The organism is Sporosarcina ureae (genome assembly GCF_002082015.1).
Lineage (GTDB): Bacteria > Bacillota > Bacilli > Bacillales_A > Planococcaceae > Sporosarcina > Sporosarcina ureae_A.
In genome coordinates, this window is sequence record NZ_CP015109.1 from 2530026 (window position 1) to 2556328 (window position 26303).

Annotated in this window: 18 protein-coding genes; 17 read left to right on the plus strand and 1 reads right to left on the minus strand. The window is 42.0% G+C overall.

Annotation, left to right across the window (positions count from 1 at the left end; genetic code table 11):
• The first annotated feature begins 71 nt into the window (after positions 1-71).
• The 10 genes from SporoP17a_RS12485 to SporoP17a_RS12550 all read left to right on the plus strand — a co-directional run bounded on the left by SporoP17a_RS12485 (position 72) and on the right by SporoP17a_RS12550 (position 18855).
• Positions 72-521: a transcriptional regulator gene (locus tag SporoP17a_RS12485; RefSeq protein ID WP_083034977.1), complete on the plus strand. Its 450-nt coding sequence runs from the start codon at positions 72-74 to the stop codon at positions 519-521.
• 1022 nt (positions 522-1543) lie between these two features.
• Positions 1544-2266, plus strand: a complete 723-nt coding sequence (locus SporoP17a_RS12495; RefSeq protein ID WP_083034979.1) for a hypothetical protein — start codon at positions 1544-1546, stop codon at positions 2264-2266.
• 1 nt (position 2267) lies between these two features.
• Positions 2268-4100, plus strand: a complete 1833-nt coding sequence (locus tag SporoP17a_RS12500; RefSeq protein WP_083034980.1) for an efflux RND transporter periplasmic adaptor subunit — start codon at positions 2268-2270, stop codon at positions 4098-4100.
• A gap of 1012 nt (positions 4101-5112) precedes the next feature.
• Entirely contained in the window at positions 5113-6030 is a 918-nt protein-coding gene (locus tag SporoP17a_RS12505; protein WP_167693428.1) for a nuclease-related domain-containing protein, read from the plus strand.
• A gap of 452 nt (positions 6031-6482) precedes the next feature.
• Positions 6483-7712 carry a CAP and S-layer homology domain-containing protein gene (locus SporoP17a_RS12515; protein ID WP_083034983.1) on the plus strand — a complete coding sequence of 410 codons (1230 nt, stop codon included), beginning with the start codon at positions 6483-6485 and terminating at the stop codon, positions 7710-7712.
• Between the two features lie 89 nt (positions 7713-7801).
• Positions 7802-8989 (plus strand): S41 family peptidase, encoded by a 1188-nt coding sequence (locus SporoP17a_RS12520; protein WP_083034984.1) that lies wholly within the window; start codon positions 7802-7804, stop codon positions 8987-8989.
• Positions 8990-9698: 709 nt separating this feature from the next.
• On the plus strand, positions 9699-10991 hold the full coding sequence (locus tag SporoP17a_RS12535) for a nucleotide sugar dehydrogenase (RefSeq protein ID WP_083034987.1): 1293 nt from the start codon (positions 9699-9701) through the stop codon (positions 10989-10991).
• A complete protein-coding gene (locus SporoP17a_RS12540; protein ID WP_083034988.1) occupies positions 10988-11698 on the plus strand; it encodes a WecB/TagA/CpsF family glycosyltransferase in 711 nt (236 codons plus the stop codon). The genes SporoP17a_RS12535 and SporoP17a_RS12540 overlap by 4 nt, the downstream gene beginning before the upstream one ends.
• Before the next feature lie 704 nt (positions 11699-12402).
• Positions 12403-15867, plus strand: a complete 3465-nt coding sequence (locus SporoP17a_RS12545; protein WP_083034989.1) for an S-layer homology domain-containing protein — start codon at positions 12403-12405, stop codon at positions 15865-15867.
• 81 nt (positions 15868-15948) lie between these two features.
• On the plus strand, positions 15949-18855 hold the full coding sequence (locus tag SporoP17a_RS12550) for an Ig-like domain-containing protein (RefSeq protein ID WP_083034990.1): 2907 nt from the start codon (positions 15949-15951) through the stop codon (positions 18853-18855).
• A 415-nt stretch (positions 18856-19270) separates the two neighbouring features.
• On the opposite strand, the gene SporoP17a_RS12555 is transcribed toward SporoP17a_RS12550, so the two are convergent.
• Positions 19271-20254, minus strand: a complete 984-nt coding sequence (locus tag SporoP17a_RS12555; RefSeq protein WP_208859799.1) for an integrase core domain-containing protein — start codon at positions 20252-20254, stop codon at positions 19271-19273.
• A 789-nt stretch (positions 20255-21043) separates the two neighbouring features.
• On the opposite strand from SporoP17a_RS12555, the gene SporoP17a_RS12560 reads away from it, so the two are divergent.
• The 7 genes from SporoP17a_RS12560 (at position 21044) to SporoP17a_RS12585 (ending at position 26297) form a co-directional block, all read left to right on the plus strand.
• Positions 21044-21430, plus strand: coding sequence for a recombinase family protein (locus tag SporoP17a_RS12560; protein ID WP_167693429.1), 387 nt, complete (start codon positions 21044-21046; stop codon positions 21428-21430).
• 181 nt (positions 21431-21611) lie between these two features.
• The gene (locus SporoP17a_RS17045) at positions 21612-21752 is read left to right on the plus strand and encodes a hypothetical protein (RefSeq protein ID WP_237262325.1); all 141 of its coding nucleotides are present in this window, start codon (positions 21612-21614) and stop codon (positions 21750-21752) included.
• 58 nt (positions 21753-21810) lie between these two features.
• Entirely contained in the window at positions 21811-21930 is a 120-nt protein-coding gene (locus SporoP17a_RS17335; protein WP_420542206.1) for a hypothetical protein, read from the plus strand.
• 5 nt (positions 21931-21935) lie between these two features.
• On the plus strand, positions 21936-22358 hold the full coding sequence (locus tag SporoP17a_RS12570) for a recombinase family protein (RefSeq protein ID WP_083034993.1): 423 nt from the start codon (positions 21936-21938) through the stop codon (positions 22356-22358).
• A 478-nt stretch (positions 22359-22836) separates the two neighbouring features.
• A complete protein-coding gene (locus SporoP17a_RS12575; RefSeq protein WP_156890571.1) occupies positions 22837-23223 on the plus strand; it encodes a hypothetical protein in 387 nt (128 codons plus the stop codon).
• A gap of 360 nt (positions 23224-23583) precedes the next feature.
• Positions 23584-24189, plus strand: coding sequence for a magnesium chelatase domain-containing protein (locus SporoP17a_RS12580; RefSeq protein ID WP_083034995.1), 606 nt, complete (start codon positions 23584-23586; stop codon positions 24187-24189).
• A 422-nt stretch (positions 24190-24611) separates the two neighbouring features.
• Positions 24612-26297, plus strand: a complete 1686-nt coding sequence (locus SporoP17a_RS12585) for a propanediol/glycerol family dehydratase large subunit (protein ID WP_083034996.1) — start codon at positions 24612-24614, stop codon at positions 26295-26297.
• Positions 26298-26303: the final 6 nt, after the last annotated feature.

Genomic DNA, 26303 nt, shown 5'->3' on the forward strand with positions numbered 1-26303 from the left:
CAAAATCCTCTTTAATGTGATATATTAATAATAATCGGAAAATTCAAATTACTGAGGAGGAGGGGGAAGATATGCTAGTCATACAGCGAATCAAGCCGTTTTTCACCAGGAAAGAAGAATTCAACTTACGCCTTGTATTCGCTTATCAATATTTCTCGATTAAGCGAAATGATGAGGTATTTCAATTCATCCCTACAGAAGGTAAAGAAATCGTTGTGAATACGAAAAGTCTGCAGATTGAGAACTTAGGAGAAGTGTTCGTCTTTCAGCGAGGCAGCAGGTTTATACGGATCCCACTTTATCAATTGTTACTAGTTTCCGATTTGCATTTACATTTGTCGACTATACTCGAAGGAGCGATGGGATTGGAAGGCCATCTACAGGAAGAGTACATGCGTGAAGCGGACGGTTTGGTGGAGAAGTTGGAGCAAGATAACTGGGAACGAATGGTAGATTATGCGCTAGAAACGAAAAACCAGCTCTTGTTTAAGGAGTTGATGGAAGGACTGCGAGTAATTTGATCATCACACTTACGAGATAAAAACACCTCAGTTGGAAGCGCATGTATGTGCGTTGACGATGAGGTGTTTTTATGTGTGTGGTGGTATCCATTTTCTCATAGTGTTAGGAAATGGAGCGCCGCTACGAATAGTCCTGATCCGCCAAGGCCTAGTGCAAAGTCCTGCCATGTAAACTCAATCGTTTTTTCTAAGTTCATCGCTCTTCACTCCTTTTATATATTCATAGTCTTCCCGGATGGTTCCTATCATAACCTATTTTTATTTATTTTCAACATTCTGATAATTAAATGAATCTAATGGGCTAGGGATTTTTTAGTGGCGGAGGGGGATGGGCTGTTGGTAGTTCATTGAAGTTATGGTTGTGATTGTACTTAGGTTGAAGGGGTGTTAGCGGAGAGGAGGACGGGCTGTTGGGGTGGGGATTTGCGCTTCGGAGGGGACGCTTTTTCCCATGGGCCCGCGGTGAGCCAACCAGGTCGCGAGCTCCCTCTTGGTTGTCTCACCTGATCGGGCTGCTCCATCGGGAGTCGCCCCTCCTACGCTCCAATCCTTTACGAACAGAGGGGGTGACACTTATTGAAGCCATTGAAATTAAGCTTGTGATTGCTTTTATAGTTGAACTAAAACTAGTTTAATAACCACAAATATTTGCAGTGTACTGCCAGAGAGTGATGCACATCTTTCCACTCTAAAAAGTAGGATTGGAGCGGAAGATGGGGGCGAATCTGAGAGGATCAGCGAAAGCCGTAACGAAGAACGGCTTTTGCGAGTGAAGCGTAGCGAGAAGGAGCACATCTTTGTTTCACCGCACGCCCTCCAGAAAGCGTCCCCCATCTGGAGCGGAAATCCCATACGCAATGTAACTTCACTCAGCATCTTTAAGCATTTAATTCTCCAAACCAATTGCCAAATTCTGCAACAATACGAGACATTCGTTGCAAATCCGTCATATTTTGATAAAGTAAGAGAGATAGAAACTGATATAATCAGCTGATAAAGTTGGAGGCAAAGGAGAAGTACATATGTATTCTACTTACGGTTACTGGCGTTCACTAGTTTATCCTGACCGGCTTGCCGTGGAAATTGGGCAAGGGACCGTTACTGGATTTAAACGCCGTGTGTTTAGCGTATTCATTTTGGGCATCATCCTGTTCGTCCTCCGCGATATGTGGGGCATGAATACTGGGACGATGACGTATATTTTGGCGAACGGTTCACTTGACGAATACACCATCGGCCGCATCACTGCATTGGTCGGTGCCATTCTCTGGGCCATCGTCTATATGGCGTTCCATTTCTGGGGCGTTGCATGGATTTTAAGTATGCTGACGAAAATTCCGTTTAAGCCATTGCTGAAGTTGCAGCTGGTGGTTACGGGCTTATTATTAATTGAAAAACTGATCAATTTCCTAATCTTCGCGGTTGCTGGGAAGTCAGCAGCGGTTTCGATTCTTTCGTTCGGACCACTCGCGGTTACGTTTTTGGATAATTGGTACATCATTTTATTTGTCAATCAACTTACGATTTTCTCTGCCTTGATCGTGGCGGTTCAGTATCGCTTCATTAGCTTCTCGAAAGTGGAAACGTCACTTGTTGGTGGGGAAGTTGTAGAGCATACAGGCGTCCGCAAGCATGCATTGTGGATGTTGATCGCCTTGCAAGTAGTCTTTGCATTGATCACTGCGGCAGTTGGCTTTGCTCCTATTGAAAAAATGTTGAACTTGTTAATGATTGGGGGACTATAAGGTGAAAGCACAAAATATCATCGTGACGGTCCTCATTACAGCGTTCCTAGCATTGAATACGTATTTAGTATTCGCAGAAAAAAGTGTCATCCCGAAAGCGCAGTACGTTAGTGAGTACGAACGGCTGTCTGCGGATGATTACAAGAAAGAGCTCGATAAAGAAGGGTTCATTTCGCCTAAAGATTTGCATACGATCTACCTAAAAGACGACCAGACGATTGAATCATGGCTCGTTCAAGAAGGGGAGACAGTGGACTTTGGAACGGAGCTCGCTTCATTGAAAGTGGATCACATTGATTCCAAACGCAGTGAACTGAACTCGGAACTATCCGCGTTGCAAAATCAGTCGTCTTCGATTTCACAAACGATCAGTAATCTTGAGTATGAACAGTCCTCTGCGGGCGGTTCGAAAAACGACAGCGATTACTACGATACGAATGACGAGAAAAAAGTGCGTGTCAATTTGAATGTGGGTATTGAAGTAAAAGAAGAAGCAGCATATGCGCAAGCGATTGCGGAAGCAGAGCGTGATCTCGCGGAAGTGCAGCGGAAAACGGAAATTGTCGAAGCCAAGCTCGCAGAATTACCGAATGAATCTGCATTGACGAGTCCGGTCAGCGGCTATGTCGTAGCAATCAAACGCGACAGCGAATCACCATCAATTGATATTTATAGCACAGACCAAACAATTGTCACATACGTTCTCGACAACGAATGGCCAGACGTGGAAACGGGCGCGCCGGTTACGATCCAGCACAGCTCGATCCAAACACCATTCACACCAAAAGTCGATCCGAATGAACAACTTGAAGATCAAACAGAACCAATAGAACCTGAAAACACGGAAGAGGGAATCGGCAGTGAAAAAGGCAAGTCTGTAGCCTCTCTATCTGCTGACGGCGTACCACCGAGTACCGTACCGTACGATGATTCGAAAAAGGAAATCGACGGAACGAATGCAGAACCGCCAGCTGTCAAACCGGACACGGACGCTCCTGAAGAAAACTTCGACGGCACATCCGGTAACCCGGACGGCTCAGTCGATCAGCCGGATACACCGGTATCTTCACCGGACAGTTCGAATACTAACGATTCAGGCGCGGAAAACGAACCAGACACGGAGACGCCATCAACTACAGGTACACCGGATACGGATGGCACGACCGATCCTGACGCAAATCCAGATGATGCAACAACAAACCCTGACGGCACGAATTCTAATCCAGAAGTAAACGATTCGCCTGAAGGCAAACCTGTTCTAACGAATAAAGAAAAGAAACTGGCTGAAGCTCAAGAACGCATCACACCGGATTATCCGGATAACATCTCCACAATTAATGGAGTCGTTGTATCGGTATCCAAAGTGCCTGCGAAAGACGATGAATGGCTGGAAGCGTATAAAGCCCTAGGCAACACGCAAAAAGACAATCCATTAGCATATTACGAAGTACGCGTAGCACCGTACGACGAGCAAATGGACTTGCCATTCGGCACAAACGTCAACACATTCATTCAAACAAATGAAGCAAACCAAGTCGTCAGCATCAAAACAAATTGGCTAACAGATCAATACCAGAACGATGCGAAAGTATGGACACTAGACACCAATGGACGAGCAGTCCAAAACATCGTCGAAGCACCATTCACATCACTGGATCGGACCGTCCTCACAACAGGCGTTGAACCAGGAATGGTCGCCTTGCACAACGACGATCTAGACAGCAGCCTCGAACACCAATCCGTCTTCCACCCACTGCCGCTCTATCTGCCGGAATGGGAACAATGGAAAACCACGCCTTGGCAACTCTATGTACGGTATTTGATTAAACGATGAAAAAACTGCCCTTGAGGGGGCAGTTTTTTTCGTTGGAATGAAATTATGCAGAGTGGTGGTGGCTGTGCCGCTCATACTTTCTGTTGAGTGCTCTATCTAAGATGTTATCCGCTCTATCTGCGTGTTGGAGCGCTCTATAAAACTGCATATCCGCTCAATCCCAACGCTGGACCGCTCTACTCAGCACGCCATCCGCTCATACGCCCATTCCTTAAAACGAAATCAAGCAAGGCGAAGCCGCGCGCTCAAACATTCTATTAAGCGCTCTATCAACTTCCTTATCCGCTCAATCTACATGCCAAAGCGCTCTATAAAACCACATATCCGCTCAATCCCGACGCAGGACCGCTCTATTAAGCATGCTATCCGCTCATACGCCTAATCCTTTGAAGGGGGTTAAGCAAGGCGAAGCCGCGCGCTCAAACATTCTATTAAGCGCTCTATTAACTTCCTTATCCGCTCAATCTACATGCCAAAGCGCTCTATAAAACCGCATATCCGCTCAGTCCCAACGCTGGACCGCTCTATCCAGCACGCCATCCGCTCATACGCCCATCCCATTGAACGAAATCAAGCAAGGCGAAGCCGCGCGCTCAAACTTTCAATTAAGCGCTCTATCAACCTAGCTAACCGCTCTATCCCAAGGTCCAACCGATCTATACGACCATCTATCCGCTCTAACTCACCCAACCACCGCTCTATCCAGCCAATCAACCGCTCATAGCTCCCACATTTCACATGACTAAAGACATATTTTCAAATAAAATCACACTATAAATCACTTTACAACCCCTAAAAATTGAATTCTCCCCAACAAATCCAACCCAAAATCCAATTTCACCCCCAATAATCTGTTCAAAATTGAATTTATCCCAATACTTCCCAATAACCAACACTCTTGCTACAATAAATACACGCACTACAATCCACAAATAGGAGGTGAACCAACATACTCTACAAAACGCGCACGATCCCCAAGCTAATCATCGGCCAACAGGCACTTTTAAAACGCTTGCCGGCCAATCACGACAAGTACGAAAAAATCCGCACCGACTTCTACAACGGCAAAGCTGGTTTTGGAGGGGAGAGGGAATTCGACTACCAATTACGAGACTTCATCCCGCCGTATCCGCACGCAATTCTCCACGATGTTTTCCTGAAACACGAGCATGCTTACTTCCAAATCGATTCGATTTTGATCACCCCAAGCATTATTGTCTTGTTTGAAATCAAAAACATCGCAGGCAAACTACACATCAAGCAAAATCCGACACAGTTCATCCGGGAATCAGTTAACGGGGAACGTACCGTCCTGAGAAGCCCGATCGAAGAAATGGAACGCAAAAAGCACTACTTCGCCAGCTGGCTGCAAGCGCGCAACATCGACATACCCCTCGTCGACTACATCGTTTTCGCCTACCAAAACGAACTCACCATCGAAAACACATCGTCACATCGACTCGTATTCTCGTATGAAATCCCTAACCGTCTGAGAAATTTAGAAATGAAGGCGGATATTTTGAGTGCAAAGCAGATTACTAGATTAGCGAATGAACTCTTAAAAACACATCGCCACTACGATCCGTTTCCGCTAATTGATAAATATGCACTTTCCATACAAGATCTGGCAAGCGGTGTCGCGTGCCCGAATTGCGAACAATTAACGATGCTGTGGCGAACTAGAAGTTGGCAATGCCGAGCGTGTGGCCATATCGATCGCCATGCTCACCACGCCACATTAGCAGAATGGTACTGTATTGGCGGTGCGCAACTCACCAATCGGCAATTCCGCCACTTTACCAATATCCACTCCCGTCACATAGCGAAACGAATGCTAGCTAACCCTTTCACCGAACTGTCCGGCAAAAAGCGCAATGCGATCTACCAACTCTCTCCGAGAGTTCTCCAAACAGAAGATCTGAAATTGTAAATGCAATTAAACCAGTGCATAAGCTCTTCATGCACTGGTTTCTTATTGAAATCAAATAACGCACGTGCTCAATGTTTGGGGCTAACCGCTCAATCCATTCTATCGAGCGCTCTATCGATCCAATTATTCGCTCTATCAATCCAATCATGCGCTCTATGTAGGTAAATATCTGCTCATAAGGGTATGCTTGCTATTCAAAACTCTGACGCGCTCAATGTTTGGGGCTATCCGCTCAATCCATCCCGTCAAGCGCTCTATCCACCCAATCAACCGCTCTATCAATCCATTAATCCGCTCTATACAAACCAACATCCGCTCATTAACTCCGCCCAACCGCTCATAAACCCCATCCGCCAAAATTAACAAAATATCAAATAACTCAACAAATTTCACCAATACCCTACCAAACCACCTGCCAAATCCGTATACTCTAACAAAAGGAGGACGTTTATATGAGTCTAGTTTATAACAAAAAGTTATTCTTAAGCACTATAGCTACGACGGTTGCGGTAGCTGCAACGGGAATAGCGACTCCCGCGCCGGTGGAAGCTGCGAAGGCTGTGAAATTTAAAGACGTGCCGGAGAAGCATTATGCCTATGATGCGGTGATGTATATGGCGGCTAATGATATAATTAAAGGGTATGCTGACCATACATATCGTCTGAATAAACCGGTGACTCGGGCTCAGGCGGCGAAGATGATTGCGGTTTCGATTGGGGCGAAACCGAGCCATGCGTATAAGATGGATTTTAAGGATGTCACGAAGGATAACGGGTCGTATGATCATATTCGTGCGTTGACGCAGCGGGGGCTGTTTAAGAATGCGGAGAAATTTAATCCGAATAAATCACTTACTCGTGGCCAAATGGCGAAACTATTAGTTCTTGGGTATCACATCGTGACGGATGATAATGATTTCATTATTTTTGATGATGTCAAGAAGAGCAGTGGGGCATATGAATACATTATTACGATTGCTGAACTCAATATTACTACGACGCGTCCAGGGGGGAAGTTTAAGCCGAATTCGCCTGTTACGCGTGGTCAATTGGCGGCATTTTTATACCGTACGATGCAATTTGATGAAAATCGCAAAAATGGATTGATTACGTATGATAATCAGAAGAAAGGCTATGTCGACAAAGAGAAAAATTTGATTAAGCCGAATCCTGATCATCAAAAGCCGGCACCTGAAAAGCCGAAGCCCGTACCGCCAAAGCCGACTCCGAAGCCACCAGCACCGAAACCGGAGCCACCGAAGCCAAAGCCGGAGCCGCCTAAACCAGAACCCGAGCAGCCTTCATTGGCGGCACAGTCTATTATCAATGTGAATATCAAACGAGCAAATGCTAAAGTAGGCAATTTGCTAGCGGATCCGACACTTAACCGCATGGCTAGTGCGAGAGCGGAGGATTTGGCGAAACTCGGGGAATTGTCACATATTACGCCGACACATGGCACGCTTGCGGAGATGCTGGATAAGTTTGATTATAAATGGGAGGCATATGGTGAGAACATTGGGGCTGGCTTTAATGATGCGCTTGAAATTACCAATGCTTGGTTAGCGTCTCCTGCGCATAAGGAGAATCTACTAAGCCCGGTATTTACGCATATGGGAGCAGGCACGGCACCCGATTCGGATGGTAAAATCTATTGGGTCACACTATATACTAAAAAATAATTATAGTGAGCCGCTTAACCACCGGTGTATAGGGTATAGTTTAAAGATACATACTTTGACAAACCCGACCGAATAAAGGAGGAAGCGCAATGAAACAAACCCTAACTGCAGTAGTAGCTGTTTTTGCTTGGCTCTGCTTAACACCCGCCACTGAAGCCGCGACTCTTGACGAAGTGAAAGAAATTGTCGATTTATACTATTATGGCGAGCAGCCTACTAATCTTCGCCATGCGAAAAACGTCACCGAAGTCGTCCGTCAGCTCGATGAATACTCGGTGTACATGACGCCTGCTGAATATAATGAATATCTCAGTCAATACGCAAGCGCCAAAGCACCCGCGCAAGTCGCTGCGGTTACGACACCGCACAATCAGAACAATGTCACTTCACATATGATGTACGGAAACGTGGGGTACTTGAAAATTAAGTCGTTCTCTGCACATTTACAAGAAGACGTGAACGCTCAATGGTCACGTTTGAAAGCGGCAGGAGCAAAGAAACTGATTCTCGACTTACGTTTTAACGGTGGCGGCTACGTAGACAGCGCTGAACAATTACTAGGCTTCTTCCCAAGAGTAAGAGAAGCGTACAAACTGCAAACGCGCATGGGGACACAGTCAGGTACAGTCATTCGAGCAAAAAATCAATTCCCAAGCGACACGTACGTACTCGTCAACCGCTACTCTGCTTCCGCATCTGAAATTGTGGCAGTCAGCCTCAAAGACCAGAGTGCCGCGAACGTAGTAGGGGAGACGACAAAAGGGAAAGGTAGCGTCCAGTCGTTATTCGAATTGGAAAACGGTGGCGCACTGAAACTGACAACAGGTCACTACACAGGACCTAAAGGAACGCCCGTACAGCATAAAGGCGTTGAGCCGAATATTAAAATGAAGCCTGGCACGGAGCACGCAGGCATGCATAAACGTCTCGTCACGTCTGATCTAGTTGCACAAGGTTACCAGTTCATCAAAGGACCTACTGACGTACCGCAAACAAAAGTGTTCAACGTGGAGTTCACGCAAAAAATGAACTTCGGTCCAGCGAAAAGTTTCAATAAGATGGAACTTGTGAAGTTCGGAAGCGTCTCCATACAAACGGCTAAAAAAGCTAGTAATGAGAAGACGATGACGATCCAGCCAGCCAAACCGATGGCGCTTGGCGCGGAGTATATGCTCGTTGTTCATCCGGGCATAGTGGGAGCTAATGGGTTGAGTGTGGTGAAGGGAACGTATACGCCTTATACCGTGCAAGCGCGAGTGCAGGCACGAGCTAAATAAATTGGTCGTACTGAATAGAAGTTGGTATACTGTATAGATGGAGTGTGAGTTTAAACTTTAAAGATTGTGGATTTCTATTGGATGGAGTGAAGGGTAAGGCAACGTGGATCGACGCTGCAGGCGGACGCTTTCCCATGGGCCCGCGGTGAGCCAACTGTTCACTGCGTTCTCTTAGTTGTCTCACCTGATCGGGCTGATCCATCGGGAGTCGCCGCCTTCCGCTTACGATCCACTGTGTGTTCTTTTGGAGTTTCTGCGGAAGAGCGTAAATACTAAAGCACTCTATCATTTTTAAAGTAGCTATAAAAATTCAGGGATGAAGAGATTCATCCTTTCTCTTTGAATTAAGACATGTTGGACCTTGAACTGAAGACCCAAAACTCCAACAAAAAGAAAAAAGTGGTCACTACCTGTCACCACACTGTAAGTAGGATCGGAACGAAAGGCGGCGACTCCCGCGGGAATAGCAATTACTTTCTGCGAGTAAAAGCGAAGCGTTAGGAGCATGAGCTTGAGACCCTGGGCAGATGCCTTAATTTCTGCAAAGCACGCAGAAATACGGCAAAGCGAACCCTTCGTTGTTCGCTTGGCTCAAGCCATGCCCGCAGGAAAGCGTCCGCCTGTAGTGCAGATCCAATACCCAATTAAAAGTCTTCCCAGACTTTGACCAATCACAACCTAAATTAAGAAAGCGAAGGTATCATACACTATGGAAAAGAAATTATGCGTAGTAGGCCTAGGGTACATCGGCCTCCCAACTGCTGTTATGTTCGCAAACAGCGGCTTGCAAGTACACGGCGTTGACCGTAACGAACATGTCGTAAACTTGATCAACAACAAACAACTACATATAGAAGAAAATGGCCTGCAAGAGCGTCTCGAGAAAGCTGTAGACGAAGGACACTTCCAAGCATCGACTACACCAGTAGAAGCAGATGTCTACATCATCGCGGTGCCGTCACCGATCAACCCGGACAACACAGCGAACTTGGAATTCATCCGTGCGGCTACGGCATCGATCGTGCCATTCGTCAAAAAAGGTGCGCTCGTGATCTTGGAATCAACTGTCCCACCAAAGACTGTCGAAAATATCATGCTACCTGAATTGCGCAAAACGGATCTGATCATCGGTGAAGACCTATTCGTCTCTCACTCACCGGAACGTGTAATCCCGGGTAAAATCTTCGAAGAACTTGTCAACAACGACCGGATCGTTGGCGGAATCAATGCGAAGTCAGCGGAAATGACAAAGGATCTTTACGAAGTGTTCGTTAAAGGAACGATCCATCTAACGGACGCAACGACAGCGGAGCTTGTGAAAGTTATGGAAAACACCTACCGCGACGTCAACATTGCATTTGCCAATGAACTCGCAAAAATCGCAGAAGGAATCGACGTGGACATTTGGGAAGCGATCAAGTTTGCAAACTTCCATCCGCGCGTCAATATCCATACTCCCGGCCCAGGCGTCGGCGGTCACTGTATCGCAGTCGATCCATGGTTCTTAGTGGAACTGGCACCTGAAAAAGCGGACATCATCAAAAAAGCACGTCTAACGAATGATGGCATGCCGATGTATACAGCAAAGCGCGCACAGCGTTTGCTACAAGAGTACAATATCGAAAACGGTAAAGTGGCGGTACTTGGTCTGGCGTTCAAAGGCAACGTCGACGACATGCGTGAAAGCCCGTCTACGAAAGTGATTGATTCATTGCAAGATCTCGGTCTAGACGTCGTATCATTCGATCCACACATCAAAGAACTACAGCATTCGACGCAAGTGGCGACACTAGAAGAAGCAATCAACACAGCGGATCTTCTTCTATTAACTACAGACCATGACCAATTCAAACAACTGAATCCGGCAGACTTGCAGACGAAGCAGCCGAGACCGATTATGTTGGATACGAAAAACGCACTCGATGCAGACAAATGGGAACAAGCAGAATATCGCTTCTTCAAATTAGGAGATGGCAAAAAAGAGGGGCAGCTATACAAATGAAAGAAGAAGTTCTAGGCGTCTCCGTCAATACGGAAAACTACGATGAACTGATTCCGAAAGTTTTCGAGAATATCGAAACTGGAAAGAAATCACTCATCGTGGCGATCAATCCGGAAAAGCTCATGAAAGCAAAAGAAGATCCGGGGCTAAAAGCATTGCTGAACCGAGCGGAATTTCAAATCCCAGATGGCATCGGCGTCATTCTCGCATCTAAGCTACAAAAAGGTCAAATCCGATCACGTGTTACAGGAATCGACATGATGGACCGCGTCGTACAGGAAGCCGCCGAGCGCGGAAAACGTATTTTCCTATACGGCGCGAAGCCTGGAGTGGCGGAAGAAGCGGCAGCGAAATTACAAGTCTTGCATCCGAACATTCAAATCGCGGGTGTCCAGCATGGCTACGAAAAAAATATACAAGTCGTACTCGACACAATTAACGAAGCGAAACCGGATATATTATTCGTTGCGATGGGTTCACCGAAGCAAGAGCAGTGGATCGAACAATATCGCGACCAGCTACATCCGGTTGTGTTCCAAGGAGTCGGCGGATCATTCGACGTGCTAGCGGGGAATATTAAAAGAGCACCGGCTGTGTTCCAGAAAGCAGGAGCAGAGTGGTTGTATCGACTATTGCTTGAACCGAGTCGAATCAAACGCCAAATGAATTTGCCGAAGTTTTTGGTAGAGGTGTATCGGAAGAAGTAATTTTGGAAAATCAGGCTAATAAGGATTGGTGCTTCGAAAGGGAGGCGCCAGTCCTTTTTAATTTGAGTGATGATCCTTATCGAGAATCATCAAGATTAGGATTGTAATCCGTGTTGCACATGAACTTATGCAAATTTTAAAATATAATTAACACATCACTTCGAGAGTGATTCAAAGTACCCTGATTCAATCAAACCCTTATTCTTAGCCATCTAGTAAACCGAATCAAATCTATTAATACCATCACCCAATTAATGATAGTAGATTTAGAAATATTATACTAGTGAGTTACTATCTTGTAATCTAGTGAACTTGGTGATAGAATACGAAGTTGTAAGGATAATTTTCTCTATAGCATATAGCACGATACGTGCAAAGCGTTACGGTTGGTTGACCGCAAACAAAAAGGCTTGAACAGTTCCCATCTGCTCAAGCCTTTTTGTTTGGCAAAAATACTTTGCGTGGCCAACATCCTGTATTTATAAAACGCTATGGAAAATACTTGTATTTTGGTAATCTTTCGATACAATAGTAGATGGTATGAAAATAAATTGTCATACCGTGCTATTAGACTATCATCTAGTTCAAGATTCAATTGACTTTTAGCACATTCTTATCTATACTTTAATGTGTAATGCTTACTACTCTCATACATAGGTAGTAATAGGCAAAAACAAGAGATATTACGAGGAGGAAATTATTTAATGGCTAACCAACCAACGAAATACCGCAAGTTTGTAGTAGGAGCTGCTTCAGCTGCACTAGTAGCATCAGCAGTAGCACCAGTAGCATTCGCGGCTGAATTTACAGATGTAAAAGACAACAACTCACACAAAGTAGCGATCGACGCTCTTTCTGAAGCAGGTGTCATCACAGGATACCAAGATGGAACATTCCAACCTAACAAAACACTTACACGTTCTGACGTTGTAAAATTGATGGGTAAATGGTTGATCGCAGAAGGGTATGACGTACCTACTGATTACAAAACAAAGCCACGCTTTGCTGACTTGAAGACTACATCTAACGATGAGCTTCTAAAAATGTCTGCATTAGTTTACGACAACGGCCTATTCGTTGGTAAACCAGACGGCACACTAGATCCAGCAGGCGACATCACTCGTGAAAACATGGCAATCGTTCTTGTTCGTGCATTCGACCGCGTACATGACGTTGACCTAGTATCATACGTGAAAGAACAAGAATTTAACAAAGACGTTACAGACCTAGGCAAAGCGAAAGCTGAAGCTCGTCCGGCTATCGACGTTCTAGACTTCTTCGACATCACAAACCCAGCTGCACCTGAGTTCAACCCAAAAAACACAACAACTCGTGCACAATTCGCTTCATTCCTTTACAAGACTACTCTAGTAGACTTTGATAAAGTTGGTGGCGGAATTGTAGCTCCTGGAGTTGCGACTGTTAAAGGCATCAATGCTACTACAGTAGAAGTAACGTTCAAAGACGAAGTGAAAAACATTGATTCTTTGAAATTCTCTATCGATGGTTTGACTGTTTCTAACGCAGCAGTTAAGCAAACTGATAACAAAACTGTTGTATTGACAACTGCTACACAAAAGGGCGGAGAAAAGTACACAGTGAACTTGGACGGCAAAGCAATCGGTACATTTACTGGTATCGAAGCAGTAGTTCCAACTTCTATTAAAATCACTAACCAATCAGTACAAGGTAAAACTGGACAACAGGTTATCCTTTCAGCTGACACTGGCGTGAAAACTGCTGGTATCCCTGTAACTTTCAACGTGAAAGCTAACACAACTAGCACAACAAACAAAGACCAAGTCTTCGAAGCATGGACTAACGAAGATGGAATCGCTACATTCTCTTACACTCAGTATTCTGCAGGCACTGACACAGTAACTGCTTATCCAACAGGAGCTCCAACTGTACGTAGCACTGGTTATGTATTCTGGGGTGTTGATACAATTCTAAACATTGAAGACGTTACAGTTGGTAACACAATCAGTAACGGTGCTAACAAAACTTACAAAGTTACTTACAAGAATGCTGTAACTGGTAAGCCAGAAGCTAACAGAACATTCAATGTATCACTTGCGGAAAATATCAATGTAACTTCTGACAAACTTACAAACGCCACAGTAAATGGTGTTAAAGTTTCTCAACTAGTTAATGATAAGAATCCTCAAACAGCAACAATCACTACTGATTCAAAAGGTGAAGCTACATTCACAGTTTCAGGTACAAACGCAACTGCTACTCCAGTAGTATTTGACTTGAACAATGACCGCAACAAGCCAGCTGCATCTTATGAAGCTAGCCTATTGCAAGCAAAAGCATCTACAGTTACGTTTGCTGCACAACAAGCTGCTTACACAATCGAATTGACACGTGACGGTGCAGACGTTGCTGCTAAAGGTGTTAAGAACGGTCGTAAATACGAAGTAGTTGTGAAGAACAAAGAAGGTAATATCGCTAAAAACGAAATCGTAAACGTTGCATTCAACGAAGATTTGGATCGTGTAATTACTACAAACACGAACGCTCAATTCATCAAAACGAATGACGACAAGACTGTACAATATAACGGTAAGCAAATCTCTGTTAAAACTGACAATAACGGTAAAGCATCATTCGTTATCGGAAGTGATGTAGAGAATGATTACGCTACTCCAATCGCTTGGATCGATGTAAATACTCCAAACGCTGTTGAAGGTAAATTAGACCAGGGTGAGCCATTCACAATCGGTTCAATCTCTTACTTCAAGGAAGCATTCCTTGACGGAGCGGCATTAAAAGTTTATAACGCTGCAGGTAAAGAAACAGATGAATTCAAAGGTAGCGAGACTGCAACATTCAAAGCAGAGCTAGTTAACCAATCAAACAAAGAAGTTGCAAACACTTCTATCAAGAAAGCATCTTACACTGTGTTCAACACAGGCGCTAACGATGTAACTGTAGAAGGCCAAATCGTTTCTCCTAACCGTAGCTACACTGTTACTAAGGAAAAAACATTAGTAGGCAACGCTTGGACTGGTAACACGGACCTTAAAGTAACTCCAACTATGGATAAAAATACTTCTGTACGTGTAGTTGCTACTGGTACTGCTATCGATACAGATGGCAAGGACTATGCATTCACTGCGAAAGAAGCTACTGCTTCATTCACAGCTACAAAAGCAGTTTCTGATCTTTACACTGGCGAAGTTGTATCTTATGATTCCGAAGAAAAAGAACTTACTTTCAGCGGAAAAGATGCAGTTAAATATGCTGATGAAAAAGACGTAACTTACGAATACAAAGGTCTTGGTAACACACCAATTGCTACTGCTGAAGACTTCATCAATGAATTGAAAAAAGGTAAAGTTACTGTCACTCGCGAAGTGAAGGGTAACACAACTTCGTTCTATATCATTGAGCAAGATACTACTAAAGTAGGCCCAGTTGATACTGCTGCTACATCTGCTGCTGACAAAGCTGCTGCTGCCGCTGCGACTGCAAAAGTGACTGCACTTCCTGCTGTTGGAAGCTTGACACTTGCTGACAAAGCTGACGTAGACGCTGCAAGAGCTGCATACGAAGCATTGACTGCAACTCAAAAAGGTCTTGTTTCAGCTGCTACACTAGAAACACTTAAAAATGCTGAAGCGAAAATTGCTGAGCTAGTAGCTGCTTCTGAAGATGGTAAAAAGGCACAAGCTGCTGCTGACCTAATTACAGCACTTCCAGCTGTTGCTGACCTTACACTTGCAGACAAAGAAGCAGTTAACGATGCTAGAACTGCATTTGATGCATTGACTGAAGATCAACAAAAATTAGTTGAGCAAACAGCTAAAGATGCTTTAGTTGCTGCTGAAGATAAAATTGCTGAATTAGAAGCTGCAGCGCCAGTAGAATTCACATTCACTTCTGCTGAGTCTTATTACACAAATGATGTTACTCAAGCATTAGGAATCAAATCTGTTGACGTTGCGGGAACAATCGCTACAAGCGATATCGGCAAAGTTACAACAGTAACACTAATTGCACAACCTGAAGAAGCAGATCAAGAAAATACTGTAGTAGACGTTAAAGATGGAAAGTTCTCTAAAATTATCCTTGTTAACAAACCACAGAATAAACTTAAAGCTGAGTACACAGTAAACGGTGAAGTGAAAACAGCAACAGTTGATCTTACTGCAAGAAAATAATAACAATTAACAACCTTGTATATTACGAGTCTTCTAGGAGACTCGTAATATTTATAAATACTATATTGGGGGTAAGACTTGATGAAAAAAGGATTTAAATTGTCACTAGCTGCTGTACTTGCTACTTCAGCATTGACTCCGGTAGCTGCATTCGCAGCTGAAAATGATGTTGCAGCAAACGGTCTATACAACCTTGCTACTAAGGACTTTGTTTCCGTAGATGCATTGTCAGGCAAGACACTAAAAGAAAAATTAGCATTGTTGAAAAACAAAGATGTATACCTAGCAACTAACGGCGTTGTCTATAAGGGTACAGATATTCTTACAAAAGGAAATGAAGAGTTGCCAGAGTCAGGCGTTCAACAAGATGTATTTGAACAAGACAATGGCGTTATCCTAACTCCAGAAGGTGAAGTAGTCGTACCTGGGGAAGCAGTTACTGTCGAGTCGGTAATGGCGATTACCGCTAAAACGGTAACAGTTAACTTTAACAAACTACCTGAAGACTTAAATAAAGAAGACTTTAAAGTAATTGACAAAGATAATCTTTATGCAAACTACGAAATTTCAGAGTTGAAAGCAGTAGATGGTAAACTTCAACTTAAGTTAGCTAACGGATTGAAAGAAGATACAAACTACCAGTTGGTTTACAATGGTGCAGAACCACAGATGGTAGATTTCACTTATGAAATGTCTACTCCAACTGCAGTTAACATTTTGACTAAGATTGTAGCTACTAAATCTGGAAATGTTCAATTAAAGTCTGAAGTATTAGCAGGAAAAGCTGATGTAACAGAAGACTTTGAAGTAACATATACTTCTGATTCTACAGCCGTAAAGAAAAATGGAACTGTAGATACAAGCAATCTTACTGATGGAGACATTCTTCTTGTAAAAGCTACAGTTGGAACTGGAGCAGATGCAATTGAGTCTGAACTACAAGTAGTTGTAGCGAAAGATGCGATGGCTTCTTCATACAAATTCTTCACAATTGCTTCTTCTAAAAACGTGAGTTCTACTATGAAAGCTGAAGATGCAGTTACATCATTAGATAGCGACTATGTGAATAAAGCTACTGCTGACGATGACAAATTTATCGTACCATATGTTGAAGACCAGTTTGGTAATTTAGTAGCTAAAGATGCTGATGCTTCGACTAAATTCCAATTCGAATCATTAACACCTGAAACTATGCTTGTGAATGAAAACGATGGACAAATTCTTGGAGTTTACCAAAAAGGAACTGCAAAAGTTAAAGTAACAGCTCCAGGTACTAACTTTGAGCAAATCATTAGCGTAGATGTGAAAGCACCTGCGAAAGCTGATAGCTTCGTAATTTCAAACAAAACGATTAACACAGTTGATACCGGTGCTGCTCAAAAGGTTACTGTAACTGTTAAAGACCAATACGGGAATCCTGTAGAAGGCGAAACTGTTAAAGCAATCGCTAAAAGTGATGTAGTGTCTACAGGCAATGCAACCACTAATGACAAAGGTGAAGCTACACTAACTATCAAGCCAACTACTGGAAAAGAAGGTACAACTACTGTTGACGTTCAAGTAGGTAACCTTGACAAGCAAACTGTAACTGTAAATGTTACAAAAGCAGGTACACCAGTTGATTATGAAATCTCTAATACAGGTGATGACCTAGTATTCGATAAGAATGGTAAAGCAGATGATAGTTTAGCATTTAGTGTCTTCGGTATAGATAAGAATGGTAATCATACTTCAGAAACGGCTATTACTGATGTAAAGTTTGTAGTTACAGATGAAGATGGTACACCAGTAAAAACTAAAACAGATGCTTCTGAATATGATGTTGCTAGTGCAGATTTAGCAGTAGGTGAGTACACTCTTACTGCAACTAAGAATGATTTCAAGTATGGCACTGTTGACTTTAAAGTAGTAGATACTACTTCACAACTTAACAATGTTACGTTTAATAGCAAATCATTCAAACTGGTTGGAGCTTCAGAGGGATTACTTACACTTCTTAATGGTCAAGGAGCTACACTATATGATCAATTTGGTGAAGTAATCAAGACAGATGATGTTAAAGAAAAACTTAAATCTTCAAATATCAAAGATGTCGTAGTTGCTAACAAAAACGTAGTTACAGCAAATGAGGACGACAGTGTTTGGACTCTGAATGGTATTGGCGCTGGAGAAACTACAGTGAACGTGGTATTCAATACTTTCGATAAAGATGGTAAATCAGTACCACAAACAGTTGCATTTAAAGTTAAGAATACAGTTGATACAGCTGAAGAGCTAAAAGCAGCAATTTCTGCTGCAAAAGATACACCTGTTACTGATACTATTACACTAGATGGAGACATTGAAGTAGATGAAGCGCTTGTTATTGATAGTTCTGTTATTTTAAAAGGTAATGGACACAATATAAACAACGAAATCCAAATCAAATCTTCTAACGTAACAGTTGAAGGATTAAAATTAAAAAATGATTATACTGATATGAAGGCAATTAATGTATTCTCTTCACAAGAAAATACGTACACTGGTATTCAGATTACAAATAACATTATAACTCATGATGGAAATTCAACTGATATGACTGCTATCGATACTAAAAGAAATATTAACTTAAACGCTACTGATAATATCGCATCAGGAACTATTGTTAATGGAAATACTATCGCAGGATTCAAATCGGGTATTTTCAAAATTAACAACACTGATACTGCTTCAGGAAATACTATCGTTATAGGAGTAGCAGAAAACTCTGCTGGATTTGGAGGCGTATCTGAATCAGCTAACGGTACAAACATCTATTCTAATACAATCAATATAGATAAAGCGGGAAACAAAGCTGAAGGTATTGGAACTAGCGCTGCGAATGGTAGTAGCGAGGCAACATCACTATTAAAAAAGAATACGTTTACTGGAACATATAGTGAAGACTCAGTAGACGGAAATAGTTATACAGGTAAAGTGAAAGTAGCTGGCTACGGTACTAATGAATAAGTAGATTAATTTAGTTATGTAAACTGTAATTGTTTATAGGTACCTAGACCACAAATAATTCAGACACAATTCATGGAGTTCGTTGAGTTGTGAGAACTAGTCCTCTAATCGAGCAATCGGTTAGAGGGTTTTTCTTATGTCGAATTGTTACTAAGTGATCTTCAACTATATATTATTTTATTGATATAGTTTATAGCCTTACTTCCATTACTGGAGGTAGGGTGTCGCCTTCAAAAAGTCCATCCGGACAGAAATCGTTATGATTTCACCGGATGGCTTTTTCTATTTAGCTAGATTTCAGGAGTTTTATCATCCAATTTAGAAAGAAGAAAGGTCGGTAAATAAGGGGAGAAAAATTTAGGCATGCCCAAAAAGCCTTTTCACTAGGCTTTTTAAAAATATTCAATTGATCCAGTTAAGCTGCTTTCATGTATGTATGGTAGAGACCATTTAAAACCGGGGTTGCCTCCAATACGGTTTCATCTGCCGAAGTCGGAAGATAAACAGTTGAAGGGATTGGTGTCTGTCCGTTAATTCCTTGATGCGTTCTATGCGTATTGTAATAGCTCTTGATGTATTCAGTAAGCAGATCGCGTAGATGCCGCTCATTCAAAGGAATCACTTGGTCTGCCAACTCTCTTTTAATCGTGCCGATTACCCTTTCGGCATATGCGTTTTGCCAAGGAGATCGATAAGCAGTCTTCTTTGCAATAATATCCGATGACTGTAAGAAAGCTTGAAATGTCTTGGAACAGAAAATCGGATCATTATCATGGATCAAATATTTAGGAACTTTGCCGTAGGGCGTTGCATTTCGAAATTGCTGGATAGTCCATTCGGACGTTGGGTTAGTTGTGACACCAAAATAAACAATTTTACGGGTTTTATGATGAATGATCACTAATACATGAAGTACGTTAAAAGTCAGTGTGGGAATCGTAAAGAAATCGGTTGCCCATATCTCTTCCTGATGGTTTTGCAAGAACGTCTTCCAGAATTGAATCTGTTTTTCGGAAGGCGGCTTCCGTGTGCTTGGCAGATACTTGGCAATGGTGTTTGGAGCTGGTGGCTGATCGACACCAAGTATCTGAAGCTTTTCATGAATTTTCTCTGGTGACAACAACGGGTTTTCTTTATGTACTCGTTTGATCAGCTGGATTGTTGCAGGAGAAATCGTAGGACGTCCTATTTTTTGGGACTCTTGTTTCCAATAAAATTTAAAAGCTGTCCGATGCCAACGAATGACCGTATCGGGTTTTACCATCACCAATGATTCCTTCCAGTTTCCTAAGTGCTTAGAGAGTAGCATCCACAGTTGCCGAAATGCTGGTGTTGGACGCGGTGTTGGAATGTTTTCTTTTTCAAAACGACGAACATAGGATGCAAGTTGGCTCCTCAATGCATATTTTCCATACTAGTTGCATGCTTGGATAGAATATAATTTCTCAGAAAAATCACCAAGTAGCCAATCCACTCTGAACAATATTTGTATAGTGATCGTAGAAATGACAACATAAAGAATTCCCCCCAATTGTATAGATAGGTTTAGCATCCATTGTATATAAACGGCAGTTGAAGTTCTAGTTCAACCACTATTCTATTAAATGAGGGTAATATAATTCAAAGGATGGCTATTAGAGATGGCTGTGCTATTCTTAAAGTAATACGCAGAAGGAGTACTTGAATATTAAAAATTCATTTTGATTATCGTCATCTTAACTCCTGGCCTTCTCTATTTCACAGATCATCAAATCTTATTCTGGTTGGCCATTAGATTTGAGTACCTGTGCCTCACATAACTCGGACACTATTCCAACTTCTTAGTAGTATAGTAAATGAATGAGAAAGACCTTTGGTCTTGATCATAGAGCTTTTCCTATCTGCTTTTTCTACACAACTATCATCAATATATTTTAATCCTGAATACAAATCAAAAGACCTTATTGCCACCATTGGAGTAGGGTCTATTTTAACTGGAGGAGTTTTATTAAATATCGGTTGAAAAGATTCATCTCTACGGGAAATAATTTGTAATGAATATCAACGAATTAAACAACCATTCATCAGACAGAATTAGATTAGCAAGAAAGGAGTATAAATAGGAAGTTTCTAATTACATGTCGAGACACGTGCTGGACAATCCACTTAAGATGCAATGAAATGAGGAATAAATGGAGGAGATGGTGAAGTGAATCAGAAAATTGGTATCAGTTATTTCAGAATCGTGGCTACAGATCAATCAGCAAGCGGTGTGGAAAAGGAATCAGCACGTCGAAAGAAAATTGAAAGTTATGCATCTGAACACGAAATCTCAATCGTGAGGCAGTATTCCGACATTGGCTATTCTGGATTGGATATGGACAGACCTGAGATCCAACAGATACTAAATGATTTACGAGCTAACAAGGAGAAAGTTGACTGCTTGCTCGTTGACTCAACACCAAGTCTAAGTCATGATACCGTGAAACTTATGGAATTACTTAAACTAATGAATCAGTATGTAGAGGGTGTAATATCGGTAGATGAAGGAAAAGTAGTCGATTTCGTCACTGCACCTGATTACAATGCGAATTAAAATATGGTCGATGTAAAAGAAAAGTCAGCTACCACTGTATGGTAGCTGACTTTTTCTGTCTCCATTTGAATGTGTAGTTGAAAAAAATCAACTCTATCGTTAATAATTTCGAAGAATTATCAACGTATTAAACAACCATCTGTCAGACAGAATAAGCGAAACATGAAGGGAGTTTGAAATTATGGGCAACCCAAAAATCGGTATAGGGTATTGTAGGAAATTCATTACCGTAAAAGGCTTGGGCGTTGAACAAAGTCTCAATTATCAGCAAGAAGCAATTAATCAATATGATAAATATCATGGCATTACAATTATCAAATGATATAGCGATATCGGATACTCCCTCTTGGAAGGATACGAATCGTCCTGAGCTGCAGCTGATGTTGGAAAATCTACATGAAGGGACAAAAGTGGATACCTTATTATTTTATTCAGTGGACCGCCTCGGGCGGGATCTGGAGGGCAATATCGGCACATCCTCGCAATCACCGAGCATATAGAGACCGTGGTCACAGTATCGGAACGGCTGACGAATGATGCAGAGTATTTCAAGACGTTCTTTCTTCTATTGACTAGCCATGCTCAAACAGAACGAGAGCATCTACTTCTCTGTATGGCAGATGGAAGAAAAGCAAAAATCACTAAACGGAAAAGTTTTAATGTAAGCTACCTACCTCTAGGGTACGTGAAAGGAACGGAAGAACAACAGGAAAGACTCATACCAGCGACAGTGGAAAATATGGATGACGTAGGAGCCATACAAGGGTTTACCGCATTGCAATATATTTTCTATCAGTATATGGAGGGGATGAGTTTACGGAAGTTGGCGGAAAACTTACAACGCTATTTCGGCCCCACATATCGACAATCCGCTTGGACACATAAGTCCGTTCGCTATGTACTTAGCAATAGTGCGTATATCGGCTGAATGCAAATAGCTATATTGCCTAAATCCTGGACGAATGAGCAATGGTTGCGCCATTACTTACGATTGCTAACAGATATTGAAGATAAAATAGGAGACGTATTACCAGAACGTCTGTTAGAATTCTTCGCTTCCATAGTAAGGTTTTTCACTCAGTATTTCACTAGAAGAAACCGTAGGAAGAGATAACTAACCATCAAGTATCTAAACTTATGCCATAATGCAGAGGTTATCTAAATGCGAGTACCTAACTGTCTTTAGACATAGGTCTCTATAAGTCGTATATGATAATGGAGTTTTTATAGCACCAACCGTTTGCCCGTAATGAGTTTTAGATGGAAGAGAAAAGCAGGTTAACATGAACAAGAAAAGTATCTAGTTTGCTATTAAAACAATTAACATTAATAAGCAATTCGTATTGATATGATTGTCATACTCTTATATACTATTAATAGGTTATAGAATGTAGGGGGAGTTAATGGTGAAGAAGATTGTTTCTTTAGTAATTACAGGTCTAGTTTTAAGTTTTTCTGTACTCTTTTTAACTAATTCCACAGCGGTAGCGAATAGTGATGCACCGAATGGTCTTTATCAATTTAGTAAAAAGCAAGAATACATTTCACTAGATAAGTTCACAGAGAAAAACCTAAAAGGAAAAGTCTCTATTCTAACTGCTGACTATTATTTGGTTCTAAACGGTAATGCTTATAAAGCCTTGGATATCCTGACAAAGTCAAATGAAAAATTAAATGCAAGTAAAATTACCGTAACACAATTGGAAGATCAAATGAATGTCCAAATAGGATCTGATGGTTCTATTTCTACAGCGCCGGATGCAACTTCATTTGAGGTTTTATCAATTGAATAAACCGTGAAATTAGATACATCTTTACTTGTATCTATAAGCATTACTTGTTGAGCTGATGATTAAATAAGTGATCGCTACCTGTGCATCACACAATTCAGACACTAATCTGACAACTCATGAACATACAAAATGTAAAGTCATCTGATCGTGTAAACGATCGGGTGACTTTTTTGTAGTAAAAGAAAATAGATGAAGAATTGATTTCTTCTATTGAAATTGCGAGTGAAATCTAATTCTTCTTTTATAAAACATGATATTGATGCCGTTTCTATTTTCAAGAATTCAGTTTTGCTGTTTTGACCATGCTGTATCACCTCCGTTATACTCAATAAAATCAGATTTAGTAAAGAAGGTGAAGAGATGGCGTCGACTGTGATGAGTATTGGGTTGCAGGGGTTAAAAGGGGAACGGGTCCGTGTGGAGGCCGACATACGCGTCGATAAGGAACAGTGTGTAATTATTGGGTTGCCGGATGCGAGTATCAAGGAATCGAAAGAGCGTATTTTAAGTTGTTTGCATCATTTGGATTTTGATTTGACGATGAAGAAGATTACGATTCATTTGTCGCCAGCGGATATACGGAAGAGCGGGACGGGTTTTGATGGTGCGATGTTGCTTGCGGCTATTCAGGAACTGACGGATCAGCCTTTGTCGCCAGATGATTCTATCTGTGTGATTACGTCTCTATCACTGCATGGTGAATTGGTTCCATTCCATGGCTTGTTGCCTGCAATCCAGCAAGCGTTGACGTTAGGATTCAAACGGATCTATTTGCCACCAGTGGATGTATCGTTTCTTGACTTTGTGCAAGATGTGGAGTTAATTCCGCTTCCGACAGTGGAAGCGTTGCTTGAGCATCTTCGAGGACAGTCTACGCTCTCGAAGAGAAGGTACCAGGTCCCCAAACAATTCCCACGCAATTCACTCGAGATTTTCCAAAGGTCTTCTAATCATGAAAATGATTAGAAGACCTTTTAGTATTTAATTGCTGACCATGAATCGCGATAATAGCATCAAATATAAATACCTTAAGAATTCAATTCTTCCTCATGAATCGGTATCAAAATTCAATTCTTATTTTTCATAATCCTGTACCTATGGACTTTTCCTTCATGTAAAATTGAATTTTGCTCTTTTGACCGTGATGAATATTCTCCGCTATACTCCAAACAATTATAATTAGAAGAGAAGGTGAAGGTAGGGCGTCTATGGTGAGTATTGCGGACCGAATGAGCCACTAGTGTGAAACACGTAAATTGAATAATGCTAGTTCGCAGCTTTAAAAGTATTATTTATCCTAAACCAAGTATGAATTCTATAGGGAAATAGAGAAATACATAGCTTATACTCAATTTAATAGTTCGAAAATTCGGAAAGGTAGTGTTTGCATGAAATTGAACCCAACGGCAGTTAGACGGTCCAAGCGTTTTCAAGTGTTGGAAGATCGGCCTGTCAATAAGGATGGTTTTGTACATGAGTGGCCGGAACAAGGATTTATTGCGATGTCTAGCCCGGATGATCCTTTGCCCTCTGTTAAAATACAAGATGGGCGTATTATTGAGCTAGATGGAAAACTGCGGAAAGATTTTGATATGTTAGATCAATTTATTGCAGATTATACAATAGATATTAAATCAACCGTACAGATGATGAATATGGAAAGCTTAGATATTGCAAGAAAGTTAGTGGATATTAATGTTTCACGGGCTGAAGTGTTAGCGGTTGTGAAAGGTTTGACACCTGCCAAAGTAGTAGAGGTGCTGAATCAATTAAATGTAGTAGAGATGATGATGGCACTCCAAAAGATGCGGGCTAGAAAGAAACCTTCTAACCAATGCCATGTGACAAATGTCCGTGATAATCCTGTTTTAATGGCGGCCGATGCAGCAGAAGCTGCGTTAAGAGGATTTGATGAACAAGAAACAACGGTAGGTATTGTCCGATACGCACCGTTTAATGCACTTGCTCTTTTAGTGGGTTCACAAACAGTAAGAGGTGGAATTTTGACGCAAGATGCGCTGGAGGAGGCAACTGAGTTGCGACTAGCGATGCTGGGGTTGACGACCTATGCAGAGACTATCTCAATCTATGGAACAGAGTCTGTTTTTAAAGATGGAGACGATACCCCATGGTCTAAGTCATTCTTGGCCTCTGCTTATGCTTCGCGTGGATCGAAGATGAGATTTACCTCAGGAACAGGTTCTGAAGTACAGATGGCAGGTTCAGAAGGAAAGTCAATGTTATATTTGGAAGTCCGCTGTATTATGATGGCCAAAGGAGCAGGTGTCCAAGGACTGCAAAATGGTTCGATTAGCTGTATTGGCATTCCAGCTGCTGTACCAAGCGGTATTCGTGCCATATTAGCAGAAAACTTGGCGACCACAATGTTTGATTTAGAAGTAGCTTCAGGAAATGACCAAACTTTTTCACACTCAGATCTACGCCGCAGTGCGAAGATGCTATGTCAAATGCTTCCGGGCACTGACTTCGTATTTTCAGGTTATAGTGCAGTCCCTAATAGCGACAACATGTTTGCTGGTTCAAATATGGATTCATCTGATTTAGACGATTATTTGATAATACAACGAGATATGATGGTAGATGGAGGTTTGCGGCCAGTTGAGGAAAGCCAAGTAATTGAAATGCGTTATCAAGCTGCAAAGACGATGCAAGTACTTTTTGAAGAACTTGCTTTTCCAGCAATTACTGAAGAAGAGATTGACGCGGCAACATACGCGAATAGCAGCGAAGATATGCCGAAAAGAAACGTAATGGAAGACTTAAAAGCTGCCGAGAGTGTATTGAAAGAAGGCATTACTGGATTGGATGTCGCTTTGGCTTTGGCTAATAGAGGCTACCATCAAGTGGCAGAAAGAATTTTTAATATGCTCAAGCAACGTGTGGCGGGTGATTATTTACACACTTCCGCTATAATTGACGAAAACAATATAGTACAAAGCGCAGTTAATAATGAAAATGACTATACAGGACCAGGCACTGGGTATCGCATGAGTGATGAAAGATGGGAAGAAATCAAGAATATTCGCCAAGCAATTAGTCCGAGCGAGTATTGAGGAGGT